Consider the following 22,975-nt stretch of genomic DNA (forward strand, 5'->3'; position numbering starts at 1 on the left):
AATATCCCTCCTTTGTTTCGTAAAATTAGTATACAATAATAAAAAGACGAAAGTACATATTTTTCCAGGAGGAATAAGATGGTAGATATTATTGGGCACAGAGGTGCAGCTGGAACATATCCAGAAAATACAATGGTTTCTTTCATGGCGTGCGAAAAACTTGGAGCAGATGGAATCGAACTAGATGTCCATTTAACAAAAGATGGTGAAATTGTTGTTATACATGATGAAACAATTAATCGAACAACGAATGGAAAAGGTTTCGTAAAGGATTTTACATTAGCGGAAATTAAACAGTTTGATGCAAGTTATAAATTCAAGGGACAATTTAGTAATTGTGTGATTCCTACTTTACGTGAAGTATTTGAATGGGCAAAGGGAAATACATTTAGTATCAATGTTGAGTTAAAGAATGATAAAATAGAATACCATGGACTAGAAGAGCGAGTGATTAATTTAATTCGTTCGTTTGAAATGGAAAAAAGAATTGTGTTATCGTCTTTTAATCATAAAAGTATGCTTAAATTTTATTTGATGGCTCCTGATATAGAAACGGCTGTCCTTTATAATAAGAGAAAAAAAGAACCATGGAAAATTGCTGAAGATAATAAGGCGAAAGCAATTCATCCAAATTATCGAATCATTACAGATGGACTAATTAAACAAACACTTGATAAAAATATTGCAGTTCGACCATATACAGTAAACGATCCTAGTGTAATGAAACGGTTAATAATGGACAATTGTACTGCAATTATTACGGATTATCCAGAAGTAGCATTTCAAGTAAGAGAAAGTTTAAAGGTATAGGCTGAATAAAAAGTAATTTAACAATGCTTAAAAATAAAAAGTGCTTACGCATTTTGTAAGCACTTTTAACATGTCATTCTAATGGGATTATTTTAAACTTTGCGTTTCATGAAACGACCTTGAACTTTTTCGTGTTTTCGGTCTCTGAATAAAACGAAGCTTCCAACTAAATAAAATCCTACTGCTAATGAAATTAGACCGATAAAACCTTGTAATGGAATATTAGGAATACCAAATGAATGGATTAGAAACATTGTATCACGAAGTAATTTTATTCCGATAACTGCTAAAGCTATAGGTATAACTATAACAACGAATGCAAGCATTCGAGTAAAAGATTCTTTCATATTATTTTTACCCCCGATTTTATGTGCATGAATAATCATTTTCGATATTCTCTCTTCATTCATAATCTTATACAAGAAAAGTGTTGTCAAGACTTTAGAAATAGACGAAAAGGGAAAAATGTTTATATAATTATTCGATGATTAGAAATAAGCTGAATTTAGTAGGTGAACTAAATGAAACAAAATGTAATGATTGTAGGGATGGGAGCCGGTGGTACTGCTGTATTGAAACTGCTTTCTCATTCAGATTTATTTAATATTGTAGCTGTAGTAGATAGTAGAATTGAAGCACAAGGGAATGAAATTGCTAAAAATTTACATATACCTGTATTAAACGATTGGAAAGAAATATTAACTGATGATATTGATGTGATTTTCAACACTACTGGGGATGAGATATTACATCAGGAGTTAATCGTACATAAACCAAAGCATACACTTGCCATTCCAGGTACAGTTGCAAGGATTATTGCCGAACTAGTGCAAGAAAAAGAATCGCTATTTCATATTCTGAGTAATAAAAATAGGCAGCAAGAATTAATTTTGGATAATACACATGATGGGATGATTGTTGTAGATAAATGGGGGAAAATCCTACTATTTAATCGATCCGCAGAAAGTATACTTCAAACGAATAAAGAAGATGCAATTGGTAGAGATATCTTAGAAGTCGTACCTACAAGTAAATTGCCTCGAGTACTTCAAACAAAAAAGAAGGAAATAAACCAAGAACATATTTTACTAAATGGTAGTAAAATTTTCACAACTCGAATTCCGATTTTTCGTGAGGACGGAGAACTTGAAGGAGCAATATCTGTTTTTAAGGATGATACAGAAGTATTAAATTTAGCTGAAGAAGTGACGAACTTAAAAGAAGTTTATAGTATGCTTGAAGCGGTTATTCAAAGTTCTGATGAAGCGATTTCGGTTGTAGACGAAAAAGGAAATGGGATCATTATTAATCCTGCATATACAAGATTGACTGGGTTATCAACTGATCAAGTAATAGGAAAGCATGCGACAATTGATATTTCTGAAGGTGAAAGTGTCCATTTGAAAGTTTTGAAAACAAAGCAAGCCGTCCGTGGTGTCCGAATGAAAGTTGGTAAGCAAAATAGAGATGTACTTGTAAATGTTGCGCCTGTAATAGTTGATGGTAAGTTAAAAGGTAGCGTTGGTGTAATTCACGATGTTTCTGAAATATCACAACTGACAAATGAACTCCACAGGGCAAGGCAAATTATCCGAACATTAGAAGCTAAATATTCATTTGAAGATATTGCTGGTGAGTCAGAAGGTATCCAACTTGCAATCATGCAGGCAAAGTTGGCTGCAAGTACACCGGCAACTGTATTGTTGCGTGGAGAATCAGGAACTGGAAAAGAGTTGTTTGCTCATGCAATTCACAATGAAAGTGATCGGAAATATAATAAATTCGTTCGAGTGAACTGTGCAGCTATTTCTGAATCGTTATTGGAAAGTGAATTATTTGGTTATGAAGAAGGAGCATTCTCTGGAGCTAAGCGTGGCGGTAAAAGAGGGCTATTCGAGGAAGCGAACAATGGTAGTATTTTCTTAGATGAAATCGGAGAATTATCACCTGCAATGCAAGCCAAACTATTAAGGGTCTTACAAGAAAAAGAAATAAGACGAGTTGGTGGTACGAAATCAATTCCAATCAATGTGAGGGTGATTGCTGCTACAAATGTACACTTGGAAGAAGCGATCGTTGAAGGGAAGTTTCGCGAAGATCTCTATTATCGTTTAAATAAACTACCAATACTAATACCTGCATTGCGTGAACGAGTAGAAGATATATTACCAATCGGGGAAAGATTACTCGCTAAAATTAATCAGGATTATGGTCGAAATGTTGAGGGGATTTCCTCATCTGCTGTAAAAAGTTTGAAATTATATAATTGGCCAGGAAATGTAAGAGAATTAGAAAATGTCTTAGGACGAGCAGTAATCTTTATGAAATTCCATGAAAAACAAATACTTCCTGAACACTTATCAGCCATTACACAGGTGAAACAAGAACAGACAAATGGGACAAAAGCTCCGCAAATAATAGATAAGCCTATAATCGAGTCTTCTCAAAATCTTTCGCTTGATGAAATGGTCTCGATGTTTGAAGGTGAAATAATCGAGAAGATTTTAAAGAACAATAATGGAAATAAAACGAAAACAGCTAAAGAGCTAGGATTATCAGTTAGAAACCTTTACTATAAGATAGAAAAATACGAGTCTGCAAAAAATAGCACGCAATAATTTGCGTGCTATGAATAATTCTGCACACAAATTACTATGACTTTTCAAAATTATAGTGTATTATGTATTTAGCGTCTTTTACTAGGACTTGGTACTAAATTCTCAGTTATGTAAGGCTTTTCAACTATTTTTTAAAAATAGTTCAATTCTCTTTGAAAGTTGGCACGGTAATTGCTTTATATTGTGTAGGGGGATGAAAGGAAGGGCTTTCAATGAATTTAACAGATATAATGTTACGAGCGAAAAGTCATTCAATGCAAACTGTAGCTGTTGCAGTAGCTGAGGATTTTGAAGTGAAAGAAGCAGTTTCATTAGCATTAGATAATGACTTAGCAAATTTTTTACTTTTCGGAAATGAGCAAGCTATTTACGAATTGTATGAAGATTTATTAACAAATAATAAATTTAATGGACGATTAAAAATTGTTCATTGTAATACGATGCAGGAAGCTGCTAAAAATGCTGTAGTAGCTGTTCGCTCCGGAGATGCTTCAATTGTAATGAAAGGTAATCTTTCATCATCAATTCTTCTGAAAGAAGTATTAAATAAAGAATATGGCTTAAGAAGTAAGAGTGTTTTATCCCATGTAGCGATGTTTGATGTTCCAGGAAGAGAAAAAGCAGTTATTGTTACCGATGCTGCGATGAATATCGCGCCTACATTAGACCAAAAAGTAAAAATTATTGAAAATAGCGTCGATATTGCGAGGAAAGTAGGAATCGAAACCCCTAAAGTTGCTGTACTAGCAGCTGTTGAAGTAGTAAATCCTGCTATGCCTGCAACAGTTGATGCCGCTTCATTAACGGTAATGAATACTAGAGGTCAAATCAAAAATTGTATCGTTGACGGTCCATTAGCACTTGATAATGCTATTTCTATAGAGGCAGCTGAACATAAAGGGTTAACAGGTGAAGTAGCTGGTCAAGCTGATATCTTATTAGTACCAACAATTGAAACAGGAAATATCCTATATAAATCTTTAGTCTTTATGGCTAATTCAGAAGTTGCTGCACTTATTGCTGGAGCAAAAGCACCGATTGTTTTAACGTCGCGTTCTGACTCTGCAATGACTAAATTATATTCATTAGCTTTAGCTATATGTAATTCATAAAACATACACAACACAATTTAAAGGGAGCTGTTTAGAACATGGAAATCTTCAAATACTTAGAAACTTACGATTATGAACAAGTAGTTTTTTGCCAAGATAAAGCATCTGGTTTAAAAGCGATTATCGCTATACATGATACAACTTTAGGTCCAGCATTAGGCGGAACAAGAATGTGGACTTATGAGTCTGAAGAAGCTGCGATTGAAGATGCTTTACGTTTAGCAAAAGGTATGACATATAAAAATGCTGCTGCTGGATTAAATCTTGGAGGAGGAAAAACTGTAATTATCGGTGATCCTCGTAAAGATAAAAATGAAGCGATGTTCCGTGCATTCGGTCGTTACATTCAAGGCTTAAATGGTCGTTATATTACAGCTGAGGATGTTGGTACAACTGTTGCTGATATGGATTTAATCCATGAAGAAACTGATTTTGTAACAGGTATTTCACCTTCATTCGGTTCTTCAGGTAATCCATCTCCAGTAACTGCATTTGGTGTATACCGTGGTATGAAAGCTGCTGCAAAAGAAGCTTTTGGAACTGACAGCTTAGAAGGAAAAGTAATCGCTATTCAAGGTGTTGGAAATGTTGCATTCAACCTATGCAGATATTTACATGAAGAAGGCGCACAATTAATCGTAACTGATATTAATAAAGAATCAGTTCAACGTGCAGTAGAAGAATTTGGTGCGACAGCAGTAGATCCAGATGATATCTACAGTGTACAATGTGATATTTATGCACCTTGTGCTTTAGGAGCAACGATTAACGATAAAACGATTCCTCAAATTAAAGCAAAAGTTATTGCTGGTGCAGCTAATAACCAATTAAAAGAAACTCGTCATGGTGATTTAATTCACGAATTAGGTATTGTTTATGCACCTGATTACGTAATTAACGCTGGTGGAGTTATTAACGTAGCTGACGAATTATACGGATACAATCGTGAACGTGCAATGAAAAAAGTTGAAGGTGTATATGATAACATCGCAAAAGTTATTGAAATTTCTAAACGTGATGGAATCCCAACTTATTTAGCTGCTGACCGCTTAGCAGAAGAGCGTATCGCAACGATGGCAAAATCTCGTAGCCAATTTTTAAGCAATGGTCATCACATTTTAAGCAGAAAATAATTAAATAAAATTGTTTGAAATATAGAAGGTATACATTTTAATCCTTTATTTTTCAGTTAGAAAGAAAGAGTATATTCTGCTCTTTCTTTCTAGTTATAAAGATAAGGAAATAAGGCAATCAAAGAACGGATATAAAATAAATTAATTCAATTAAGAAGGAGTGTTGGCAATGCATCGCATATTAGTTATAAACCCAGGCAGCACATCCACTAAGGTTGGTGTATTTGATGATGAAAAATCAATTTTTGAACAAACAATACGCCATGAAGATGAAGAATTAAATCAATTTTCATCAATAATTGATCAATACGAATTTAGAAAGCATGTTATTTTAGAGGTTTTACACAAAGAAGGAATTAACATTTCTAAATTAAGTGCTGTTTGCGGTCGGGGCGGGTTACTTAGGCCAATCGAAGGCGGTACTTATGCAGTAAACGAAGTAATGCTTGAAGATTTAAGAAACGGTTTTAGTGGGCAGCATGCCTCTAATTTAGGTGGCATTATTGCAAATGAAATTGCACAAGGTTTAAATATTCCTGCATTTATAGTAGACCCTGTAGTGGTTGATGAATTAGAACCAGTGGCAAGAATTAGTGGATTATCAATTATGGAAAGAAGAAGTGTTTTCCATGCATTAAATCAAAAGGCTGTTGCTAGAAAAGTATCAAAACAACTAGATCAGTCATATAACGATTTAAATCTTATTATAGCCCATATGGGTGGCGGTGTTAGTGTTGGTGCCCATAAGAAGGGGCGTGTAATAGACGTTAACAATGGTTTAGATGGTGAAGGACCTTTTAGTCCTGAACGAGCTGGAACAGTACCAGTAGGTGATTTAATAAAACTTTGTTTCTCTGGTGACTACTATATTAATGAAGTTCAAAAAATGACTGTAGGTCAGGGTGGGTTAGTAAGTTATCTTGGCACTGCAGATGCAATAAAAGTTGAAAATATGATTGAAAACGGCGATGAAAAAGCTGCTTTAGTTTATGAAGCTATGGCTTATCAAGTTGCAAAAGAAATTGGTAGTGCAGCAGCTGTTTTAGAAGGCGATATTGATGCAATCATTTTAACAGGCGGAATTGCTTATAGTGATTTCATTGTAAACGAAATCTCAAAACGAATTAAATGGATGGCACGTGTGATCGTGTTACCAGGTGAAAATGAACTTCAAGCTTTATGTGAAGGTGCTTTACGTGTACTTCGCGATGAAGAAGAAGCCAAAAATTATCCAGGTGAATTTGCAGTCAAATCTTTAGTATAAATGTGAGGAGAATATCATCATGGCAACAGAATATGATTTAGTCGTACTCGGTGGCGGTACTGGTGGCTATGTAGCAGCTATTCGTGCTTCTCAATTAGGTTTAAAAGTAGCAGTTGTAGAAAAGAACAAACTTGGTGGAACATGCTTACATGCAGGTTGTATCCCAAGTAAAGCTTTATTACGAAGTGCAGAAGTATTTGCTACTGCTAAGAAAAGTGAAGAATTTGGTGTTGAAACTTCTGGTGTAACATTAAACTTCGATAAAGTTCAACAACGTAAAAATAATATCGTTGACCAACTTCATAAAGGTGTTGAACATCTAATGAAGCAAGGTAAAATTGATGTTTATAGCGGACTTGGACGCATTTTAGGACCTTCAATATTTTCACCAATGCCTGGTACAATTTCAGTAGAAATGAATGATGGCAGTGAAAATGAAATGTTAATTCCAAAAAATGTACTTGTTGCAACTGGATCAAGACCAAAGTCTTTACCAGGACTAACAATTGATGGTGAATATGTTATGTCATCTGATGAAGCTTTAAAAATGGAATCATTACCTAAATCAATCATCATTGTTGGTGGCGGTGTAATTGGGATTGAATGGGCATCTATGTTAGCAGATTTTGGTGTTGAGGTTACTGTAATTGAATATAGCCCTCGTGTTTTACCTTTAGAAGACGAAGATATTTCAAAAGAAATGACGCGTTTATTAAAGAAAAAAGGGATTAAACTTGTTACTGATGCAAAAGTTCTTGCTGAAACATTAAAGATTGAAGATGGCGTAACAATTAATGCATTACACAAAGATAATGAAAAATCGTTTTCTGCTGAAAAAATGTTAGTTTCTGTTGGCCGTCAAGCAAATGTTGAAGGTATCGGCTTAGAAAATACTGATATCGTTGTTGAAAATGGTTTTATTCAAACGAATAAGTATTATCAAACAAAAGAATCACATATCTATGCAATTGGAGATGTAATTGGTGGTTTACAATTAGCACATGTTGCTTCAAGAGAAGGTACTATTGCTGTGGAACATATTTTTGGTAATACTCCAAATACGCTTGATCCAACAATGGTAAGTAAATGTGTTTATAGTAATCCAGAGGTTGCTTCTGTTGGTCTAACTGAACGTGAAGCTAAAGATCAGGGATTTGCAGTGAAAACTGGTAAATTCTCGTTCCGTGCGATTGGTAAAGCATTAGTTTATGGGGAACATGATGGATTTGTTAAATTAGTTGTTGATGAAAAAACGAATGACTTATTAGGTGTTCACATGATTGGTCCACACGTAACAGATATGATCTCCGAAGCAGGTCTTGCTCGTGTATTAGACGCAACACCTTGGGAAATTTCTCAAACAATTCACCCACATCCTTCTTTATCAGAAGCGATTGGTGAGGCAGCTCTTGCAGTTGAAGGCTTAGCTATACATTCTTAAAAAAATAATCTGAAATGTAGGAATAAATTTTCTGCATTTCAGATCTTTAATATGATTTAAAACGCTTCCACAATGTGTGGTAAAAGGGGGATATTTATGGAAAAGGTTACAACTACAAATCGTCATGACCAACTTGGATTAACAAACGATGATGTTTTAAGTATGTATGAAACAATGCTTTTAGCACGTCGTCTTGATGAGCGTATGTGGTTATTAAATCGTGCTGGTAAAATTCCTTTCGTTATTTCTTGTCAAGGTCAAGAGGCAGCGCAAGTAGGTTCAGCTTATGCTTTAGATAACACAAAGGATTATGTATTACCATATTACCGTGATATGGGTGTTGTTTTACAATTTGGTATGACACCAACAGAATTAATGTTATCGGGTTTTGCGAAAGCTGAAGATCCAAACTCTGGTGGTCGTCAAATGCCGGGTCACTTTGGACAAAAGAAAAATCGTATTGTTACTGGTTCTTCTCCAGTTACTACACAGGTTCCACACGCAGTAGGTGTTTCTTTAGCTGCTAAAATGGAAGGTAAAGATATCGTATCATGGGTTTCATTTGGAGAAGGTTCTTCTAACCAAGGTGATTTCCACGAAGGTGCTAACTTTGCTGGGGTACATAAATTACCAGTAATTTTCTTCTGTGAAAATAATAAGTATGCTATTTCAGTACCAATTGAGAAGCAATTAGCTTGTGAAAATGTATCTGATCGTGCAATTGGATATGGAATGCCAGGATTTACTGTGGATGGAAATGATCCATTAGAAGTATACCGTGTTACGAAAGAAGCGGTTGACAGAGCTCGTCGTGGAGAAGGTCCTACTTTAATTGAAGCTGTATCATATCGTCTGACTGCTCACTCTAGTGATGACGATGATCGTATATATCGTTCTCGTGAAGAAGTTGAAGAAGCTAAAAGTAAAGATTGCTTATATACTTTTGCTACGTATTTACGTGAAGTTGGAGTACTTACTGAAGAAATCGAAAAAGCACTTGATGCTAAAATGAAAGCAACGGTTGATGAAGCAACAGACTATGCGGAGAACGCTCCATATGCTGCAGCTGAGCATGCATTGAAGTTTGTTTACGAAGAGAAATAAGAGGGGGTAGGACAATATGGCAGTAATTTCTTATATAGATGCAGTGACTTTAGCGTTAAAAGAGGAAATGGAACGCGATCCAAAAGTATTTGTATTAGGGGAAGACGTTGGATTAAAAGGTGGAGTATTTAAAGCTACTCACGGACTTTATGATCAGTTTGGTGAAGATCGAGTATTAGATACACCTCTAGCAGAATCAGCGATCGCTGGTGTAGGAATTGGTGCTGCGATGTACGGTTTACGTCCAGTTGCAGAAATGCAATTTGCTGATTTTATTATGCCTGCAGTTAACCAAATTATTTCTGAAGCGTCAAGAATTCGATATCGTTCAAATAATGATTGGACTTGTCCTATAACAATTCGTGCTCCTTACGGCGGTGGAGTACATGGTGCACTTTATCATTCTCAATCGGTTGAAAAAGTTTTCGCAGGTCAACCAGGATTGAAAATTGTAATGCCTTCTACTCCTTATGATGTAAAAGGATTATTAAAAGCAGCAATTCGTGATAACGATCCAGTTATTTTCTTTGAACATAAGCGTGCTTACCGTTTAATTAAAGGTGAAGTCCCAGAAACTGATTACGTACTTCCAATCGGAAAAGCTGACGTAAAACGTGAAGGCGATGATATCACAATTATCACTTACGGTTTATGTGTACATTTTGCGCTTCAAGCAGCAGAAAAATTAGCTCAAGATGGAATCTCAGTACATGTATTAGACTTACGTACAATTTATCCATTAGATAAAGAATCGATTATCGAAGCAGCTTCTAAAACAGGTAAAGTTTTATTAGTAACTGAAGATAACAAAGAAGGTAGTATTATGAGTGAGGTAGCAGCGATCATTGCAGAAAATTGCTTATTTGATTTAGATGCACCAATCGCTCGTTTAGCTGGACCAGATGTACCAGCTATGCCTTATTCTCCTACTATGGAAAAATTCTTTATGGTAAATCCTGATAAAGTTGAAAAAGCGGCTCGAGAACTTGCAGCATTTTAACGGCACTGTTTGAAAAAGGGGGACATAATTTATGATCGAAAATATTAAAATGCCTCAATTGGGTGAAAGTGTAACAGAAGGTACGATTAGTACTTGGTTAGTAAAAGTTGGAGACCATGTAAATAAATACGATCCACTTGCTGAAGTGATGACAGATAAAGTAAATGCGGAAGTTCCATCATCATTTTCGGGTGTAATTAAAGAGTTAATCGCAAATGAAGGCGAAACTTTAGCTGTTGGCGAAATTATTTGTACAATTGAAGTTGAAGGTGCAACAGGAGAAGTTGCAGCAACTGCAGTAGAAGAAACGAAAACAGTTGAAAAAGCTACGCCAGCTCCGGCAGTAGCGCCATCAGCTCCTGTATCAAAACCAGTAGCAGCGGCACCTGTTTCAATCTCAAAAACTGATGAATCAGGTAAAGTGCGTTTTTCACCAGCTGTACTTCGTTTAGCGGGGGAAAACAATCTAGATCTTGCTTTAATACCTGGAAGTGGTGCTAACGGTCGTGTTACACGTAAAGACGTATTAAATGCAATTGCAAATGGTGTACCTGAGGCTGCAGCGGCTCCAGTAGCTGTTGAGACAACTGCTCAACCTGTAACTACTCAAACTACTGCTCCTTCTGTAGAAGTAGTTAAGTCACCTTCTGCTCCATCTGTACCAGTTACTTCTTCAGTTGGAGATATCGAAATTCCAGTTACTGGTGTTCGTAAAGCAATCGCAGCTAATATGTTACGTAGTAAACACGAGGCACCTCATGCGTGGATGATGGTTGAAGTGGATGTAACTAACTTAGTTAATTACCGTAACAGCTTAAAGGATTCTTTCAAGAAAAAAGAAGGTTTCCCATTAACATTCTTTGCATTCTTTGTAAAAGCTGTAGCACAAGCATTAAAAGATTATCCACAAATTAACTCAATGTGGGCTGGAGATAAGATTATTCAAAAGAAAGATATTAACTTATCGATAGCTGTAGCAACTGATGATGCTTTATTCGTTCCAGTAATTAAAAATGCAGATGAAAAGACAATTAAAGGTATTGCGCGTGAGATTACAGAATTAGCTACTAAAGTTCGTACTGGTAAATTAAAATCAGACGAAATGCAAGGTGGTACGTTCACTGTTAACAATACTGGTTCATTTGGAAGTGTACAAAGTGCAGGTATTATTAACTACCCACAAGCTGCAATTCTACAAATTGAAAGTATTGTAAAACGTCCAGCAGTCGTTAATGGTATGATCGGTGTACGTGACATGGTAAATTTATGTTTATCTCTTGATCACAGAGTACTCGATGGATTTATTTGTGGTAAATTCTTAGGAAGAGTAAAAGAAATTCTTGAAAATACTACTAAAGAAAATACAAATGTATATTAATTAAAAATAAAGCCTTACTTCATTTATGGAGTAAGGTTTTTTTTCGATTGATTCTGTTTTAACTATTTAATATATAGAAATAATTGTATAATTGTATTATTCTGAAAATAATAAAGGATGTAGAAGGAGTGGAAAGAATGCTAGTTGAACAAAATGGTTTTTACATATCTACAAATAGAGCCTCATTAGACAAAAATCTGATCTATCAGTTTTTAGACAAAGATTCATATTGGGCAAATGATATTCCTTTTGAATTCGTTGAACGATTTATTGAAAGCTCAATTTGCTTTGGGGTATATAATGGTAATCCAACAGAAAATGAGTATAACCAAGTAGGCTTCGCGAGAGTAGTCTCAGATAGCGTAACATTTGCTTACCTAGCAGATGTATTCATTCTTCCTGAATATCGAAAACAGGGCCTATCAAAATGGCTTATGGACGAGATTATGAAGTATGATCGATTATCAACAGTTCGAGTATTTATGTTAGGCACTAAAGACGCCCATTCTTTATATAGTAAATATGGTTTTGATGTAATTGATAACAGTAATAATCGATTTATGGGAATTCTTAAAGACAATATGTATAAAAATATGAAGGCTTTAAAACAAGAAAATTGAAATGTTGTCATAAAAAGGCGTGATTTGATCACGCTTTTTTTGTTTATCTATTTATTTAAATTTTTTATTTTCTAGTTGAGCAAGTAAAAGTAACTAGGATTTAATCTTTAAATTGTATTTTAAACAAGATTTGGTTAAATAATTGGTTTAATAACCTTGTTGACTCATCAGTGAAAAAAATCCACTCTTTTCCTATATCGTTTCTATTAACTAATGCCTAGAATATAAGAGTATGTACAAAATTTATATGTCCTAATTCACAAATATGTAATTAGACTAAAAAGCTTGATAAATACAGATATTTGTAAGATAATTTTAAAATATGTGACATCTTAGAAAAGGGGGGAATAAGATGTTCAAAAATTTATCTGCAGTGCATCCTGTGGCATGGAATATCGTAATTGGAACATTATTTGTTCGTTTTGCAAGCACAGTGAGTATGCCGTTCTTAGCTATTTATTTAACTTCTGTTAAGCATATATCTCCAGTTATGGTTGGTATTATGTTAACAGTTTCATCTTTTTTAGGAGTCTTTTTTAGTTTTATAGGTGGTACGTTGTCAGACAGAATAGGTCGGAAACGAATATTACTTTGTAGTATATTTCTTTGGTCTATTACGTTAGTTGGATTTGGATTTGGCGATAGCTTTGCCTGGTTTTTTGTTCTGAATTCAATTCTAAATATATGTTCGTCATTTTTTGAGCCATCTTCTAGAGCTCTACTTTCGGACTTAACTGATGAAAAATCCAAATTATTGGTGTTTAATTTACGTTATGCTGCAATTAATGTTGGGGTAGCAGTTGGACCTTTAGTGGGACTATATTTAGGAAGTTCAAGAAGCACTATGCCGTTTGTCTTTTCTGGAATCGTGTATTTCTTCTACGGCATTACATTATTTTATATGTTATCTAAATTTAAAATTGGAGAAGGTAATTCGACTCAAACTCAAAAAGTTTCGATGAAAGACTCGTTAAAAATTTTACGAAAAGACATTGTTTTTGCATTAACAATCCTGACAATTTGTATTTATGGTTTAGGTTATTCTCAAAGTTTTTCTACAATGTCACAGTACTTTGCAAATGCACCAAAGTTTCATGACGGTGTTAAAATGTATGCATATTTAACGACTATAAATGCAGTTACAGTAGTGTTGCTACAATTTCCGATCGTAAGCCGAATGAAGAATTTTTCACCAACAGTATCAATGATGATTGGAAATATTATTGTTAGTTTATCAGTTGCTGGATTTGGACTTTTTACTAATTTTTACTTTTTAGCGATCGTTATGATTATTTTTACAATAGGTGAAATATTTGCATTCACATTTACTGATGTATTCGTTGATCAGTTAGCTCCAGAAGACTTAAAAGGAACATATTTTGGGGCAATGGGCTTTTCTAAACTAGGTTTCGTTTTTGGTCCAGCATTAGGTGGTAGTTTACTTTCTTATTTCGGTTATAATAAAGGCGGATATGCATTTGTATTAATAAGTATTATCGCATTTATTAGTTTCCCGATGATGATATTTGTTAATAGGCTTTTTCAAAAAAGAAACAAAATCAATTTACAAAATGAAACTAAGTTAACTGTTAATTCTTAAGACCGCCATTTAAGCGGTCTTTTTAAAATTTCTCTATTTAGTAATTGTTATTTTAAATTCGAGTAACATTTCTTAAAAAAACTAAAAATAGAATGATAACATCGGTTTACTGGTTGTTTTGAGTTCAAAAGCTTGAATTAAGTGACAATCAATTGGTAAGATGAAGAAAAGTATGTAAGGAGAAGATAAAATGAATATGAATTTTAATTTTTTTATGAATGATGTGGTTCATACTGCGCGCCAAGAAATTACGGCAGCTGGTTATACAGAATTAAAATCACCTGAAGAAGTAGAAGAAGCTTTAGCGAAAAAAGGTACAACTTTAGTAATGGTAAACTCTGTTTGTGGTTGTGCAGGAGGTATAGCACGTCCAGCAGCAGCACATTCAGTTCATTATGATGCAAGACCAGATCAATTAGTAACAGTTTTCGCGGGTCAAGATAAAGAAGCAACTGCAAGAGCTCGTGAATACTTTACTGGAAAAGCACCATCATCGCCTTCATTTGCTTTGTTAAAAGATGGTGAGCTTGTAGCGATGGTAGAGCGCCATGAAATTGAAGGGCATGACCCGATGCAAGTAATCCAGAAGCTTCAAGGCTATTTTGAAGAATTTTGTGATCAAATCTAAAAAAATAAAGTACAAAATTCTATGTATGTTTTCATAGGATTTTGTGCTTTTTTATTTTGACTCTTTATTTAGTTAATAAATTTATGTAGATAATAAAATATAAAAAAGAAAGAAATGGATGCGAAAGCACATGAGAAAATAATCAACTTGAGTGCTTCATCATATGCAGAATCATCATAGTGTACTCGTAAAGCGAAGGACGCTGATTTACTTCTTTTTAATTTTCGATATTTTTTTAAGTCGATAATATTTGTTTGATCCACACTTAATTCTCCTTTCGAGTGGTTATAAATAAATTTTAAAATATTCTAAATAATTAGTAAAGTTGTTTTAGATGACAAATTAATAGTAAATTATGCCATAATAAACGTTATATTGAGTCAACTACTAATAATTTGAAAGGTATGTGTCGCTTTTGAAGTATACATTATGCTTTATTAAACGAAATAATGAATTATTAATGCTAAATCGTATAAAAGACCCTACAATGGGAATTTGGAATGGTGTTGGTGGAAAAATAGAAGATGGTGAATCTACCAAAGAATCTGTCCAAAGAGAAATCTTAGAAGAAACAGGTATTTTCATTGAAATGAATCAGATTATGAATAAAGGAAGAGTAACTTGGCATGAAGATGATCATTTTTTTGGAGGAATGCATTTATTTTTAGCGGAAGTTTCGAATGATCTCATTTTTAATACGCCAATTAAGACAGATGAAGGAATTTTAGATTGGAAAAACATAGAATGGGTAATAGATAAACGAAATCAAGGGGTAGGAGAGTGTATTCCACATTTTCTTCCTATACTATTAAATGAAGAGAGTTCATATCATTATTCCTTTTATTATAAAGGAAAACATGTAATTGGCGTACAGGTAGATCAAGAGGTTTTAATATAATAATATAATTTATAAATGAATATTGTACTCATTTAGATGAAAGTACCGTTAGTTAATCGGTGCTTTTTTTATGTATAACTATGAAAACGCTTCATTTTATAAGAGAATTTAACATTGTTAAGAATTAAAGTGTGATTTTTGCGAGATTTGTCGAAAAGTTTTTTAAAATTTGGAATTCACAAATAATAAAGGTTATATTCATCATTTTGGATAAATATATAAAAATAATGAATTTAATAAAAAAATATTTTTGAATACTATCCTTGAAAAGTAGGGGTTTTTATTGGGAATATGAAAAAAACTTATTAAATAGGGTTGCATAATTATTAGTGTGTGTTAAAATTCATTTTATGAAATAATTATTCATTCAAAAAAACATGTTGTTTAATCGATTTCTAATAATGATAATAATAGTAAGAAGTTAGAATTTTACAAAAAATTGGGGGAAACATTAGTGAAAAAATTAGTCGGAGTTTTAACAGCAACAGTACTTTCAATCGGGATGTTATCAGCGTGTAATAAATCAGATAATAAAACTCTTATTCTAGGAACAAGTGCGGATTATAAACCGTATGAATTTATTGATACTAAAAATGATGAAATTATTGGTTTTGATGTTGACTTAGCAAAAGCGTTAGGGAAAAAGACAGGATACAAAATTAAAGTTAAAGATATAGATTTTACTTCATTAATCACTGCGATGAATGCAGACAAAGTTGATTTTATTATGGCTGGTATGAAAAAAACACCAGAACGTGCGAAAAATGCAGACTTCACTGATTCATATTTCCTTGATCAAAATGAAGTAATTGTTAAAAAAGATTCAAATATTAAGAGTTTAGCAGATTTAAAAGGAAAAACAATTGGTGTACAAGCTGGTTCGATTCAAGAGACGAAGGCAAAAGAAGTAGCAAAAACTGGTGGATTTAAAGTAGAAGATCGTAACAGAATTCCAGAAATGGTAGAAGAGCTGAAGGCTGGACGATTTGATGCAGTAATCATTGAACAAACAGTTGCAAGTGGATATCTTGACAAGCTTGATCAAATGGAAGGCCTATTAATTGAAGATTTCTTTGAGCAATCAGGATCAGCAGTAGCATTTCCAAAGGACAGTAAATTAACTCCTAAGTTTGATAAAGCATTAGCGGAATTAAAGAAAGACGGAACAGTAGATAAATTGATAAAAAAATGGTTTGGTGAGCTTAAATAATTTAATTGCATGTTAGATATTTTCAGTCAATAGGGAGGATTTAAAGATGAATAACGATTGGAGTCATTTACTTGAAAAAATGCCATTACGCCTAGCACCAAGCATGTCAAAGGATCATCCTAATTTGCCAGTTGTGAAGGAAGAAGGTTGTTATTACTACGGAGTAGATGGAAAACAATATTTAGATTTTACTTCAGGAATTGCAACTACAAATGTGGGACATCGTCATCCAAAAGTAGTCCAAGCAATTAAAGATGGTGCCGATTCACTAGCACATGGGCCTTCTGGAGTTATTATTTATGAATCTATTTTAAAACTAGCAGATCAATTGGCAGAAATCCTTCCTGGAAATTTAGATTGTTTCTTTTTTGGTAACAGTGGAACTGAAGCAATTGAAGGTGCAATTAAATTAGCGAAGCATGTAACAAAGCGTCCATATATTGTTTCATTTATCGGATGTTTCCATGGTCGATCAATGGGAGCGTTAAGTGTGACAACATCAAAAAGTAAATATCGTAAATTTTTACAGCCATCTGGTTCTTATCAAATTCCTTACGCGGATGTATCGGAATGTCCAGAAGGGTATGATGAAGAAGCATATGTAGTAAATAAATTAGAAAAAGACTTTAAACGCCTTTTAAATCATCAAGTTACTCCTGAAGAAGTTGCAGCGGTCATCGTTGAACCTGTATTGGGAGAGGGTGGATATGTAGTTCCGCCTAAAGCGTGGTTGAAAAAGATTCGTGAATTATGTGATGCTCATAATATTCTATTAATCTTTGATGAGGTGCAAACTGGTTTTGGTCGAACTGGAGAATGGTTCGCAGCGCAAACTTTTGATGTTACGCCTGATATCATGGCTATTGCAAAAGGAATTGCAAACGGCATTCCATTAAGTGCTACAGTGGCTTCACATGAATTAATGAAACAGTGGCCACTAGGAAGTCATGGGACAACTTTTGGAGGAAATCCAATTGCATGTTCAGCTGCTTTAGCGGTACTTGATATAATTAAAGAAGAAAACCTACTTGAAAATACGAAAGAGGTAGGTGCATATGCAGTCGAAAAACTGCATGAATTAAAGAAAAAACATCCCGTAATTGGAGATATTCGTTCAATTGGATTAATGATTGGAATCGAAATTATTAATCCAAGTACAAAAGAACCAAATGGGGATGCACTTTTCGAAATTCTTGATCTTGCTTTAGAAAAAGGTGTTTTATTCTATTTCTGTGGTAATAACAGCGAAGTAATTCGTATGATTCCACCTTTAACAGTCACGAAAAGCCAAATTGATGACGGTTTAAACATATTAGATGAAGCATTAACAGAATATGAGCAATCAATTGGTTTTGAGTTATTTGAAACAAAAGGCATTGGTTTTTAAACCAGTGCTTTTTATCTAAATATCTTCAATCGAATATACGAATGGATACCCAGAATAAGACGAATAAATAAAAGGAGTACTATCTTATGAATCTAGATTTTTCGCAAATTGTCCCTTCGATTCCATATATATTAACTGGATTAAAATTAACACTTTCTGTTGTTATTTGTTCAATTTTATTAGGTTTAGTTTTAGCAATTTTATTAGCATTAATGAAAATTAGTCGTACAAAGTGGATCGTTTTAATCGCTGATTTTTATACATCGATTTTCCGTGGTACACCAATGGTATTACAATTAATGATTATTTATTATGGTTTACCTCAAATTATTGGATTTGATATTGAAAAATTTCCAGCTGCAGTTTTAGCTTTCGGGTTAAACTCAGGGGCATATGTTTCAGAAATTATACGTGCTGGAATTTTAGCTGTTGATAAGGGTCAACAAGAAGCGGCATCAGCCTTAGGAATTCCTTATCGTAAAATGATGTCAAAAATAATCTTGCCTCAAGCATTTAAAAATATTTTACCTGCATTGATGAATGAATTTATTACATTAACGAAAGAGTCTGCAATGGTAACTGTAATCGGTGCATCAGACTTAATGAGAAGAGCATTTTTAGTCGGTGGAGAGACGTACTCATTCATGGAACCTCTAATATTTGTAGCCGGAATCTACTATATTATCATTATGCTACTATCACTTCTAGGAAAAGCAGTAGAAAGGAGATTACGTTCAAATGATTAAAATTTCAAATCTATATAAAAGCTTTGGAAATGTCCATGTACTAAAAGGAATTTCAACTACTATTGAAGAAGGCTCAGTTGTTGCGGTTATCGGACCATCTGGATCTGGGAAATCTACATTTTTAAGATGTATGAATTTATTAGAAATTCCTACATCGGGCCAAATTTGGATGGGTGAGATGGAAATCACTAATAGTAAAAATGATATGATGAAAATGCGAGAGAATGTAGGAATGGTTTTTCAACATTTTCACCTTTTTCCACATATGACAGTATTAGAAAATATTACTTATGCACCAATTAATGTAAAGGGATTGAGTAAAGCTAAGGCAGAAGAGAAAGCAAAAGAATTACTTGTAAAAGTAGGTCTTATTGAAAAAGCAAATGTGTATCCTCCAAAATTATCTGGTGGTCAAAAACAGCGTGTTGCAATCGCAAGAGCGTTAGCTATGGAACCGAAAGTAATGCTTTTTGATGAACCTACTTCAGCGTTGGATCCGGAGATGGTAAAAGAAGTATTAGAAGTTATGAAGTCATTAGCACATACTGGAATGACAATGGTTATTGTTACTCATGAAATGGGATTTGCAAAGGAAGTTGCTGATCGTATTCTTTTCCTTGATGAAGGAAACTTAGTTGAGGATTCAACTCCAATTGAATTGTTTACAAAACCTAAATCGGATAGAGCAAAACTATTCCTTGAAAAGGTACTATAATTGAAAAACAAAGGCACATCACTTTTAGAAGGATGTGCCTTTGTTTTAATTTAGATTAATTTATTGGATGTATAGAATATAGCGGTAATAATGGCGAATTAAACAGAAGCTTTTCGTTCAAATTGCTTATTATATAAATCTCTGTAAAGTCCATTTTCTATAAGCAGTTGTTCGTGTTCACCTTCTTCTACAATTTGCCCATTTTGTAGGACAATGATATGATCAGCTGCCATTATCGTTGAAAGACGATGAGCAATGACTATACTTGTTTTGTTTTTCAATAAAACTTGAATAGCGCTTTGAATATAGTACTCTGACACCGTATCTAAAGAAGAAGTGGCTTCATCTAAAATAATGATAGCTGGGTCTTTTAAGAGCACTCTTGCAATCGATATCCTTTGTTTTTCTCCTCCAGAAAGCTTAATGCCACGATTCCCTACAACAGTATCGTATCCTTCTGGTAATTTCATAATAAAATCATGGATATAAGCTGCTTTACATGCTTCTATAATTTCTTGATCTGTCGCTTCGTTTTTAGCATAAAGTAAATTCTCTTTAATAGTACCGTTAAATAAATAACTATCTTGGGTTACTAACCCAATTTGAGACCTTAAAGATTCAAGTGTAAAATCGCGAATATCAATACCACCAATTTTAATCGTACCTGAATTTAAATCGTAAAGTCGTGGAATAAGATTTGTAATTGTTGTTTTACCTGCACCACTTGGCCCTACGAGAGCGGTCATCGTTCCGGAAGATGCAAGGAAAGAGACGTTGTGTAAGGCAGATTTATCTGCTTGATATGAAAATGAGACGTCCTTAAATTCAATATCCAGATTTGAATTGTTCATTTTACATGCATTTACTGGGTCAACAATCACTTGATCCATATCGAAGTATTCAAAGATGCGATCAAATAATGCGATTGAACTTTTTATATTTACATATAAATTTGTTAATTGACCAACGGGACCATAAAGTCGATTAAGTAATGCAACAAATCCAATAATTGCTCCAACCGTAATTTCTCCTTGAATGAATAGATAGCCACCATATAAATAGATAAGCATTGGTCCAATACTAGTAAATGTAGTTAGTATCATCATGAACCATCGTCCAGCCATGGATTCTTTAATTTGTAGACTTGTAGATTCTGCATTAATTGTTTTAAAGCTAGTAAATTCCTTTTCTTCTCTTGTAAAAAGCTTCATGAGTAAATAACCACTGATACTAAGTGTTTCTTGAATAATATTATTTTGTTCAGACATTTTTTCTTGGGTCTGCTTTGATATATTCCATCGTACGTTACCCATTTTCCTTGTAGGGAAAATAAATAAAGGAACAATAATTAGTCCAAGAATTCCAAGCTTCCAATTAAAAACTAGAAGTGTAACAGCTGTTGAAACAAGTACAAAGAAGTTGCTAGCAAAGTTTACAATTGTACTACTGAATACACCTTGAACACCTGAAATATCACTAGTCATTCTTGTAATTACTTCACCTTGTTTTACGCTTGAAAAAAATTGTAGTGGCATTCGTTGTAAATGTTTGTACATTTGATTTTTCATATCGAAAACAATGTTTTGTGATATATACGAATTTAAATAATTTTGCCAAACGCCAAGTAAACCCGAAATTACTGTTGTACTTAGAGAGGCTACAACTAGCATTATTAATAAGTTCAAATCTTTGTTTGGAAGTGCCTTATCAACAATTTGTTGGATGATGATTGGGGGCAATATTCCTAACAACGAAGTGAATAATAAAATAAACATGACAAATAATGTTTGTTTCCAATATGGAATAAAATATTTTGAAATTCTTTTAAGCAATGCTTTAGAAATATTAGGCTTTTGAGTATTCTCATCGAATCTCATTCTGCCAAACCCATGGCCACCCATTCCAGGACCACCTACCATAACTATTCAACCTCACTTTATAGAAAAAATTTTTTTCGATTTAATTTGCAGTATTTTAGAAAATTTTATAATTTATTTACGATTCGACTGTGCATTTGTAAAAGCATATCAATTTCTTCTTCAGTAAATTGATTAAGTGATATCCCTAGAGCCTTATAAGAAGACGATTCCTCTCGATAGCGTTGGTAAATTTCCTCACCATTTGTTGTTAAATACAATTTTGTCTCTCTACGGTCAATTTCAGAGACTTCTCTTTTGACGAGATCTTTATCAACAAGAGTGTCGATATGTAAACTCACTCTACTCTTATTAAAAAACAACTTTTCAGTAAGTTCTTTTTGCGAAATCCCAGGATTAATGCGTAATGTATTAAGGATGATTAATTGATGAACTGTGATACCTAAGTCGGTTGCGGACTGGTATGTTAATCTTTTCAATTGCTTAGCGACTGAAAAAAAAGAGTTGTAAACTTCAATTGATTTTTGTAAATCCGCCATATGACTAATTCTCCTTTATTAGTTTACAATGTAAACTGTTTACTATGTGAACTAATTTTATACCTGTTTTCGTCTTTTGTAAAATAGTACTAATCGAATGTACAAACAATTTCAAAAAGACTCAGATTTTAACCCATTAAAGACCTCTTTACTTAATACTTGGTGGTTACTTTGGTCAAAAATTAATAAAGTATGAACAATGAATGAACCGTTTCTATCGCTTGTAGGAAGTAAAGAAAAAACTGAAGAGAAATTCTCTTCAGTTTTTTCTTTTTCCAATATAAATCGATTAAATATCATTTACTCTTCATTTTGCCTTAATGTTAAAGGCTTTGTTGAAATAATATTCTCTATATTTTTACTTATTAACTTATTATTTTTTCTATTTTCTAATCTAGCTTTTGCTATTTCTGCCAATTCTCTCTCCTCATCCGTTTCAAGAATAATAGAAGGAACAGAAACAGTTTTATCGTTCATCATTCCAACAAATGTTAAGAATGAAGTAGCAGCAACACGTCGATCTCCAGTAATTAAATTTTCTGCGATGGCTTTTACAAATATGACCATCGATGATCTTCCTGTTAATACAATAAATGACTCATATGAGATACAGTCTTCTTCAGTAACTGGATGTAAAAAGTCTACATGGTCAATAGAGGCTGTTACACATTTTAAACGTGCGTGTCTTGAAGCGGTAATTGATGCAGTCATATCCATATCGGCAAGGATTTTGCCACCAAATAATGTTCGATGATTATTTAAATCCGTTGGAAAAACGCGAATGGTTAATGTTGATCGTGATTCATGGCAGTATTTTGAACTCATTGTCTCACACCTTTTTTTAGAATAATCCTATTTTTACCAATCTATTAGTTATTAAGCTTTTTTGCAAGGA

At 33.7% G+C, this 22,975-nt stretch carries 22 protein-coding genes; 17 read left to right on the top strand and 5 right to left on the bottom strand.

Translation table 11 applies throughout. The features are described 5' to 3' along the window. Positions 1 to 78: 78 nt before the first annotated feature. Entirely contained in the window at positions 79 to 810 is a 732-nt protein-coding gene (locus B7R65_RS14910) for a glycerophosphodiester phosphodiesterase (protein ID WP_088043589.1), read from the top strand. 92 nt (positions 811 to 902) lie between these two features. On the opposite strand, the gene B7R65_RS14915 is transcribed toward B7R65_RS14910, so the two are convergent. Beyond that, positions 903 to 1,157, bottom strand: a complete 255-nt coding sequence (locus tag B7R65_RS14915; RefSeq protein WP_088043839.1) for a DUF2627 domain-containing protein — start codon at positions 1,155 to 1,157, stop codon at positions 903 to 905. A gap of 174 nt (positions 1,158 to 1,331) precedes the next feature. Between B7R65_RS14915 and B7R65_RS14920 the strand changes: the two genes are divergently transcribed. The 11 genes from B7R65_RS14920 to B7R65_RS14970 all read left to right on the top strand — a co-directional run bounded on the left by B7R65_RS14920 (position 1,332) and on the right by B7R65_RS14970 (position 14,708). Further along, positions 1,332 to 3,428: a sigma-54 interaction domain-containing protein gene (locus B7R65_RS14920; RefSeq protein ID WP_088043590.1), complete on the top strand. Its 2,097-nt coding sequence runs from the start codon at positions 1,332 to 1,334 to the stop codon at positions 3,426 to 3,428. A gap of 212 nt (positions 3,429 to 3,640) precedes the next feature. Further along, positions 3,641 to 4,540, top strand: coding sequence for a phosphate butyryltransferase (yqiS, locus tag B7R65_RS14925; protein WP_088043591.1), 900 nt, complete (start codon positions 3,641 to 3,643; stop codon positions 4,538 to 4,540). 38 nt (positions 4,541 to 4,578) lie between these two features. Next, the gene (gene bcd / locus B7R65_RS14930; protein ID WP_088043592.1) at positions 4,579 to 5,673 is read left to right on the top strand and encodes a branched-chain amino acid dehydrogenase; all 1,095 of its coding nucleotides are present in this window, start codon (positions 4,579 to 4,581) and stop codon (positions 5,671 to 5,673) included. A 163-nt stretch (positions 5,674 to 5,836) separates the two neighbouring features. Further along, on the top strand, positions 5,837 to 6,937 hold the full coding sequence (gene buk / locus B7R65_RS14935; protein WP_179194889.1) for a butyrate kinase: 1,101 nt from the start codon (positions 5,837 to 5,839) through the stop codon (positions 6,935 to 6,937). A 19-nt stretch (positions 6,938 to 6,956) separates the two neighbouring features. Further along, positions 6,957 to 8,378, top strand: coding sequence for a dihydrolipoyl dehydrogenase (gene lpdA / locus B7R65_RS14940; RefSeq protein WP_088043594.1), 1,422 nt, complete (start codon positions 6,957 to 6,959; stop codon positions 8,376 to 8,378). Between the two features lie 96 nt (positions 8,379 to 8,474). After that, on the top strand, positions 8,475 to 9,482 hold the full coding sequence (locus B7R65_RS14945; protein WP_088043595.1) for a thiamine pyrophosphate-dependent dehydrogenase E1 component subunit alpha: 1,008 nt from the start codon (positions 8,475 to 8,477) through the stop codon (positions 9,480 to 9,482). A 16-nt stretch (positions 9,483 to 9,498) separates the two neighbouring features. Then, complete coding sequence (locus B7R65_RS14950) at positions 9,499 to 10,482, top strand: alpha-ketoacid dehydrogenase subunit beta (protein WP_088043596.1); 984 nt, start codon at positions 9,499 to 9,501, stop codon at positions 10,480 to 10,482. A gap of 31 nt (positions 10,483 to 10,513) precedes the next feature. Then, positions 10,514 to 11,860 carry a dihydrolipoamide acetyltransferase family protein gene (locus B7R65_RS14955; RefSeq protein ID WP_088043597.1) on the top strand — a complete coding sequence of 449 codons (1,347 nt, stop codon included), beginning with the start codon at positions 10,514 to 10,516 and terminating at the stop codon, positions 11,858 to 11,860. 137 nt (positions 11,861 to 11,997) lie between these two features. Beyond that, positions 11,998 to 12,480: a GNAT family N-acetyltransferase gene (locus tag B7R65_RS14960; protein WP_088043598.1), complete on the top strand. Its 483-nt coding sequence runs from the start codon at positions 11,998 to 12,000 to the stop codon at positions 12,478 to 12,480. A gap of 352 nt (positions 12,481 to 12,832) precedes the next feature. Beyond that, positions 12,833 to 14,080: an MDR family MFS transporter gene (locus B7R65_RS14965; RefSeq protein WP_088043599.1), complete on the top strand. Its 1,248-nt coding sequence runs from the start codon at positions 12,833 to 12,835 to the stop codon at positions 14,078 to 14,080. A 190-nt stretch (positions 14,081 to 14,270) separates the two neighbouring features. Next, a complete protein-coding gene (locus B7R65_RS14970; RefSeq protein WP_088043600.1) occupies positions 14,271 to 14,708 on the top strand; it encodes a BrxA/BrxB family bacilliredoxin in 438 nt (145 codons plus the stop codon). 68 nt (positions 14,709 to 14,776) lie between these two features. On the opposite strand, the gene B7R65_RS14975 is transcribed toward B7R65_RS14970, so the two are convergent. Further along, the gene (locus tag B7R65_RS14975) at positions 14,777 to 14,971 is read right to left on the bottom strand and encodes a hypothetical protein (protein ID WP_088043601.1); all 195 of its coding nucleotides are present in this window, start codon (positions 14,969 to 14,971) and stop codon (positions 14,777 to 14,779) included. 152 nt (positions 14,972 to 15,123) lie between these two features. On the opposite strand from B7R65_RS14975, the gene B7R65_RS14980 reads away from it, so the two are divergent. From B7R65_RS14980 to B7R65_RS15000, 5 genes are all read left to right on the top strand, one after another. Further along, positions 15,124 to 15,606 (top strand): NUDIX hydrolase, encoded by a 483-nt coding sequence (locus B7R65_RS14980; protein ID WP_088043602.1) that lies wholly within the window; start codon positions 15,124 to 15,126, stop codon positions 15,604 to 15,606. A 454-nt stretch (positions 15,607 to 16,060) separates the two neighbouring features. Next, entirely contained in the window at positions 16,061 to 16,816 is a 756-nt protein-coding gene (locus B7R65_RS14985; protein WP_088043603.1) for a transporter substrate-binding domain-containing protein, read from the top strand. Between the two features lie 46 nt (positions 16,817 to 16,862). After that, the gene (locus B7R65_RS14990) at positions 16,863 to 18,203 is read left to right on the top strand and encodes an aspartate aminotransferase family protein (protein WP_088043604.1); all 1,341 of its coding nucleotides are present in this window, start codon (positions 16,863 to 16,865) and stop codon (positions 18,201 to 18,203) included. 86 nt (positions 18,204 to 18,289) lie between these two features. Further along, positions 18,290 to 18,949, top strand: coding sequence for an amino acid ABC transporter permease (locus B7R65_RS14995; RefSeq protein ID WP_088043605.1), 660 nt, complete (start codon positions 18,290 to 18,292; stop codon positions 18,947 to 18,949). Further along, positions 18,942 to 19,664, top strand: a complete 723-nt coding sequence (locus B7R65_RS15000) for an amino acid ABC transporter ATP-binding protein (protein WP_088043606.1) — start codon at positions 18,942 to 18,944, stop codon at positions 19,662 to 19,664. The genes B7R65_RS14995 and B7R65_RS15000 overlap by 8 nt, the downstream gene beginning before the upstream one ends. A gap of 98 nt (positions 19,665 to 19,762) precedes the next feature. Here the strand turns inward: B7R65_RS15000 and B7R65_RS15005 are convergent, their stop codons facing one another. The 3 genes from B7R65_RS15005 to B7R65_RS15020 form a co-directional block, all read right to left on the bottom strand. Beyond that, positions 19,763 to 21,565, bottom strand: a complete 1,803-nt coding sequence (locus B7R65_RS15005) for an ABC transporter ATP-binding protein (RefSeq protein WP_088043840.1) — start codon at positions 21,563 to 21,565, stop codon at positions 19,763 to 19,765. Positions 21,566 to 21,648: 83 nt separating this feature from the next. Next, positions 21,649 to 22,080 carry a MarR family winged helix-turn-helix transcriptional regulator gene (locus B7R65_RS15010; protein WP_088043607.1) on the bottom strand — a complete coding sequence of 144 codons (432 nt, stop codon included), beginning with the start codon at positions 22,078 to 22,080 and terminating at the stop codon, positions 21,649 to 21,651. A 300-nt stretch (positions 22,081 to 22,380) separates the two neighbouring features. Continuing rightward, positions 22,381 to 22,905 (bottom strand): acyl-CoA thioesterase, encoded by a 525-nt coding sequence (locus B7R65_RS15020; protein ID WP_088043609.1) that lies wholly within the window; start codon positions 22,903 to 22,905, stop codon positions 22,381 to 22,383. Between the last annotated feature and the right edge of the window lie 70 nt (positions 22,906 to 22,975).

It is taken from the genome of Bacillus sp. EAC (genome assembly GCF_002156875.1).
Classification (GTDB): domain Bacteria; phylum Bacillota; class Bacilli; order Bacillales; family Bacillaceae_G; genus Gottfriedia.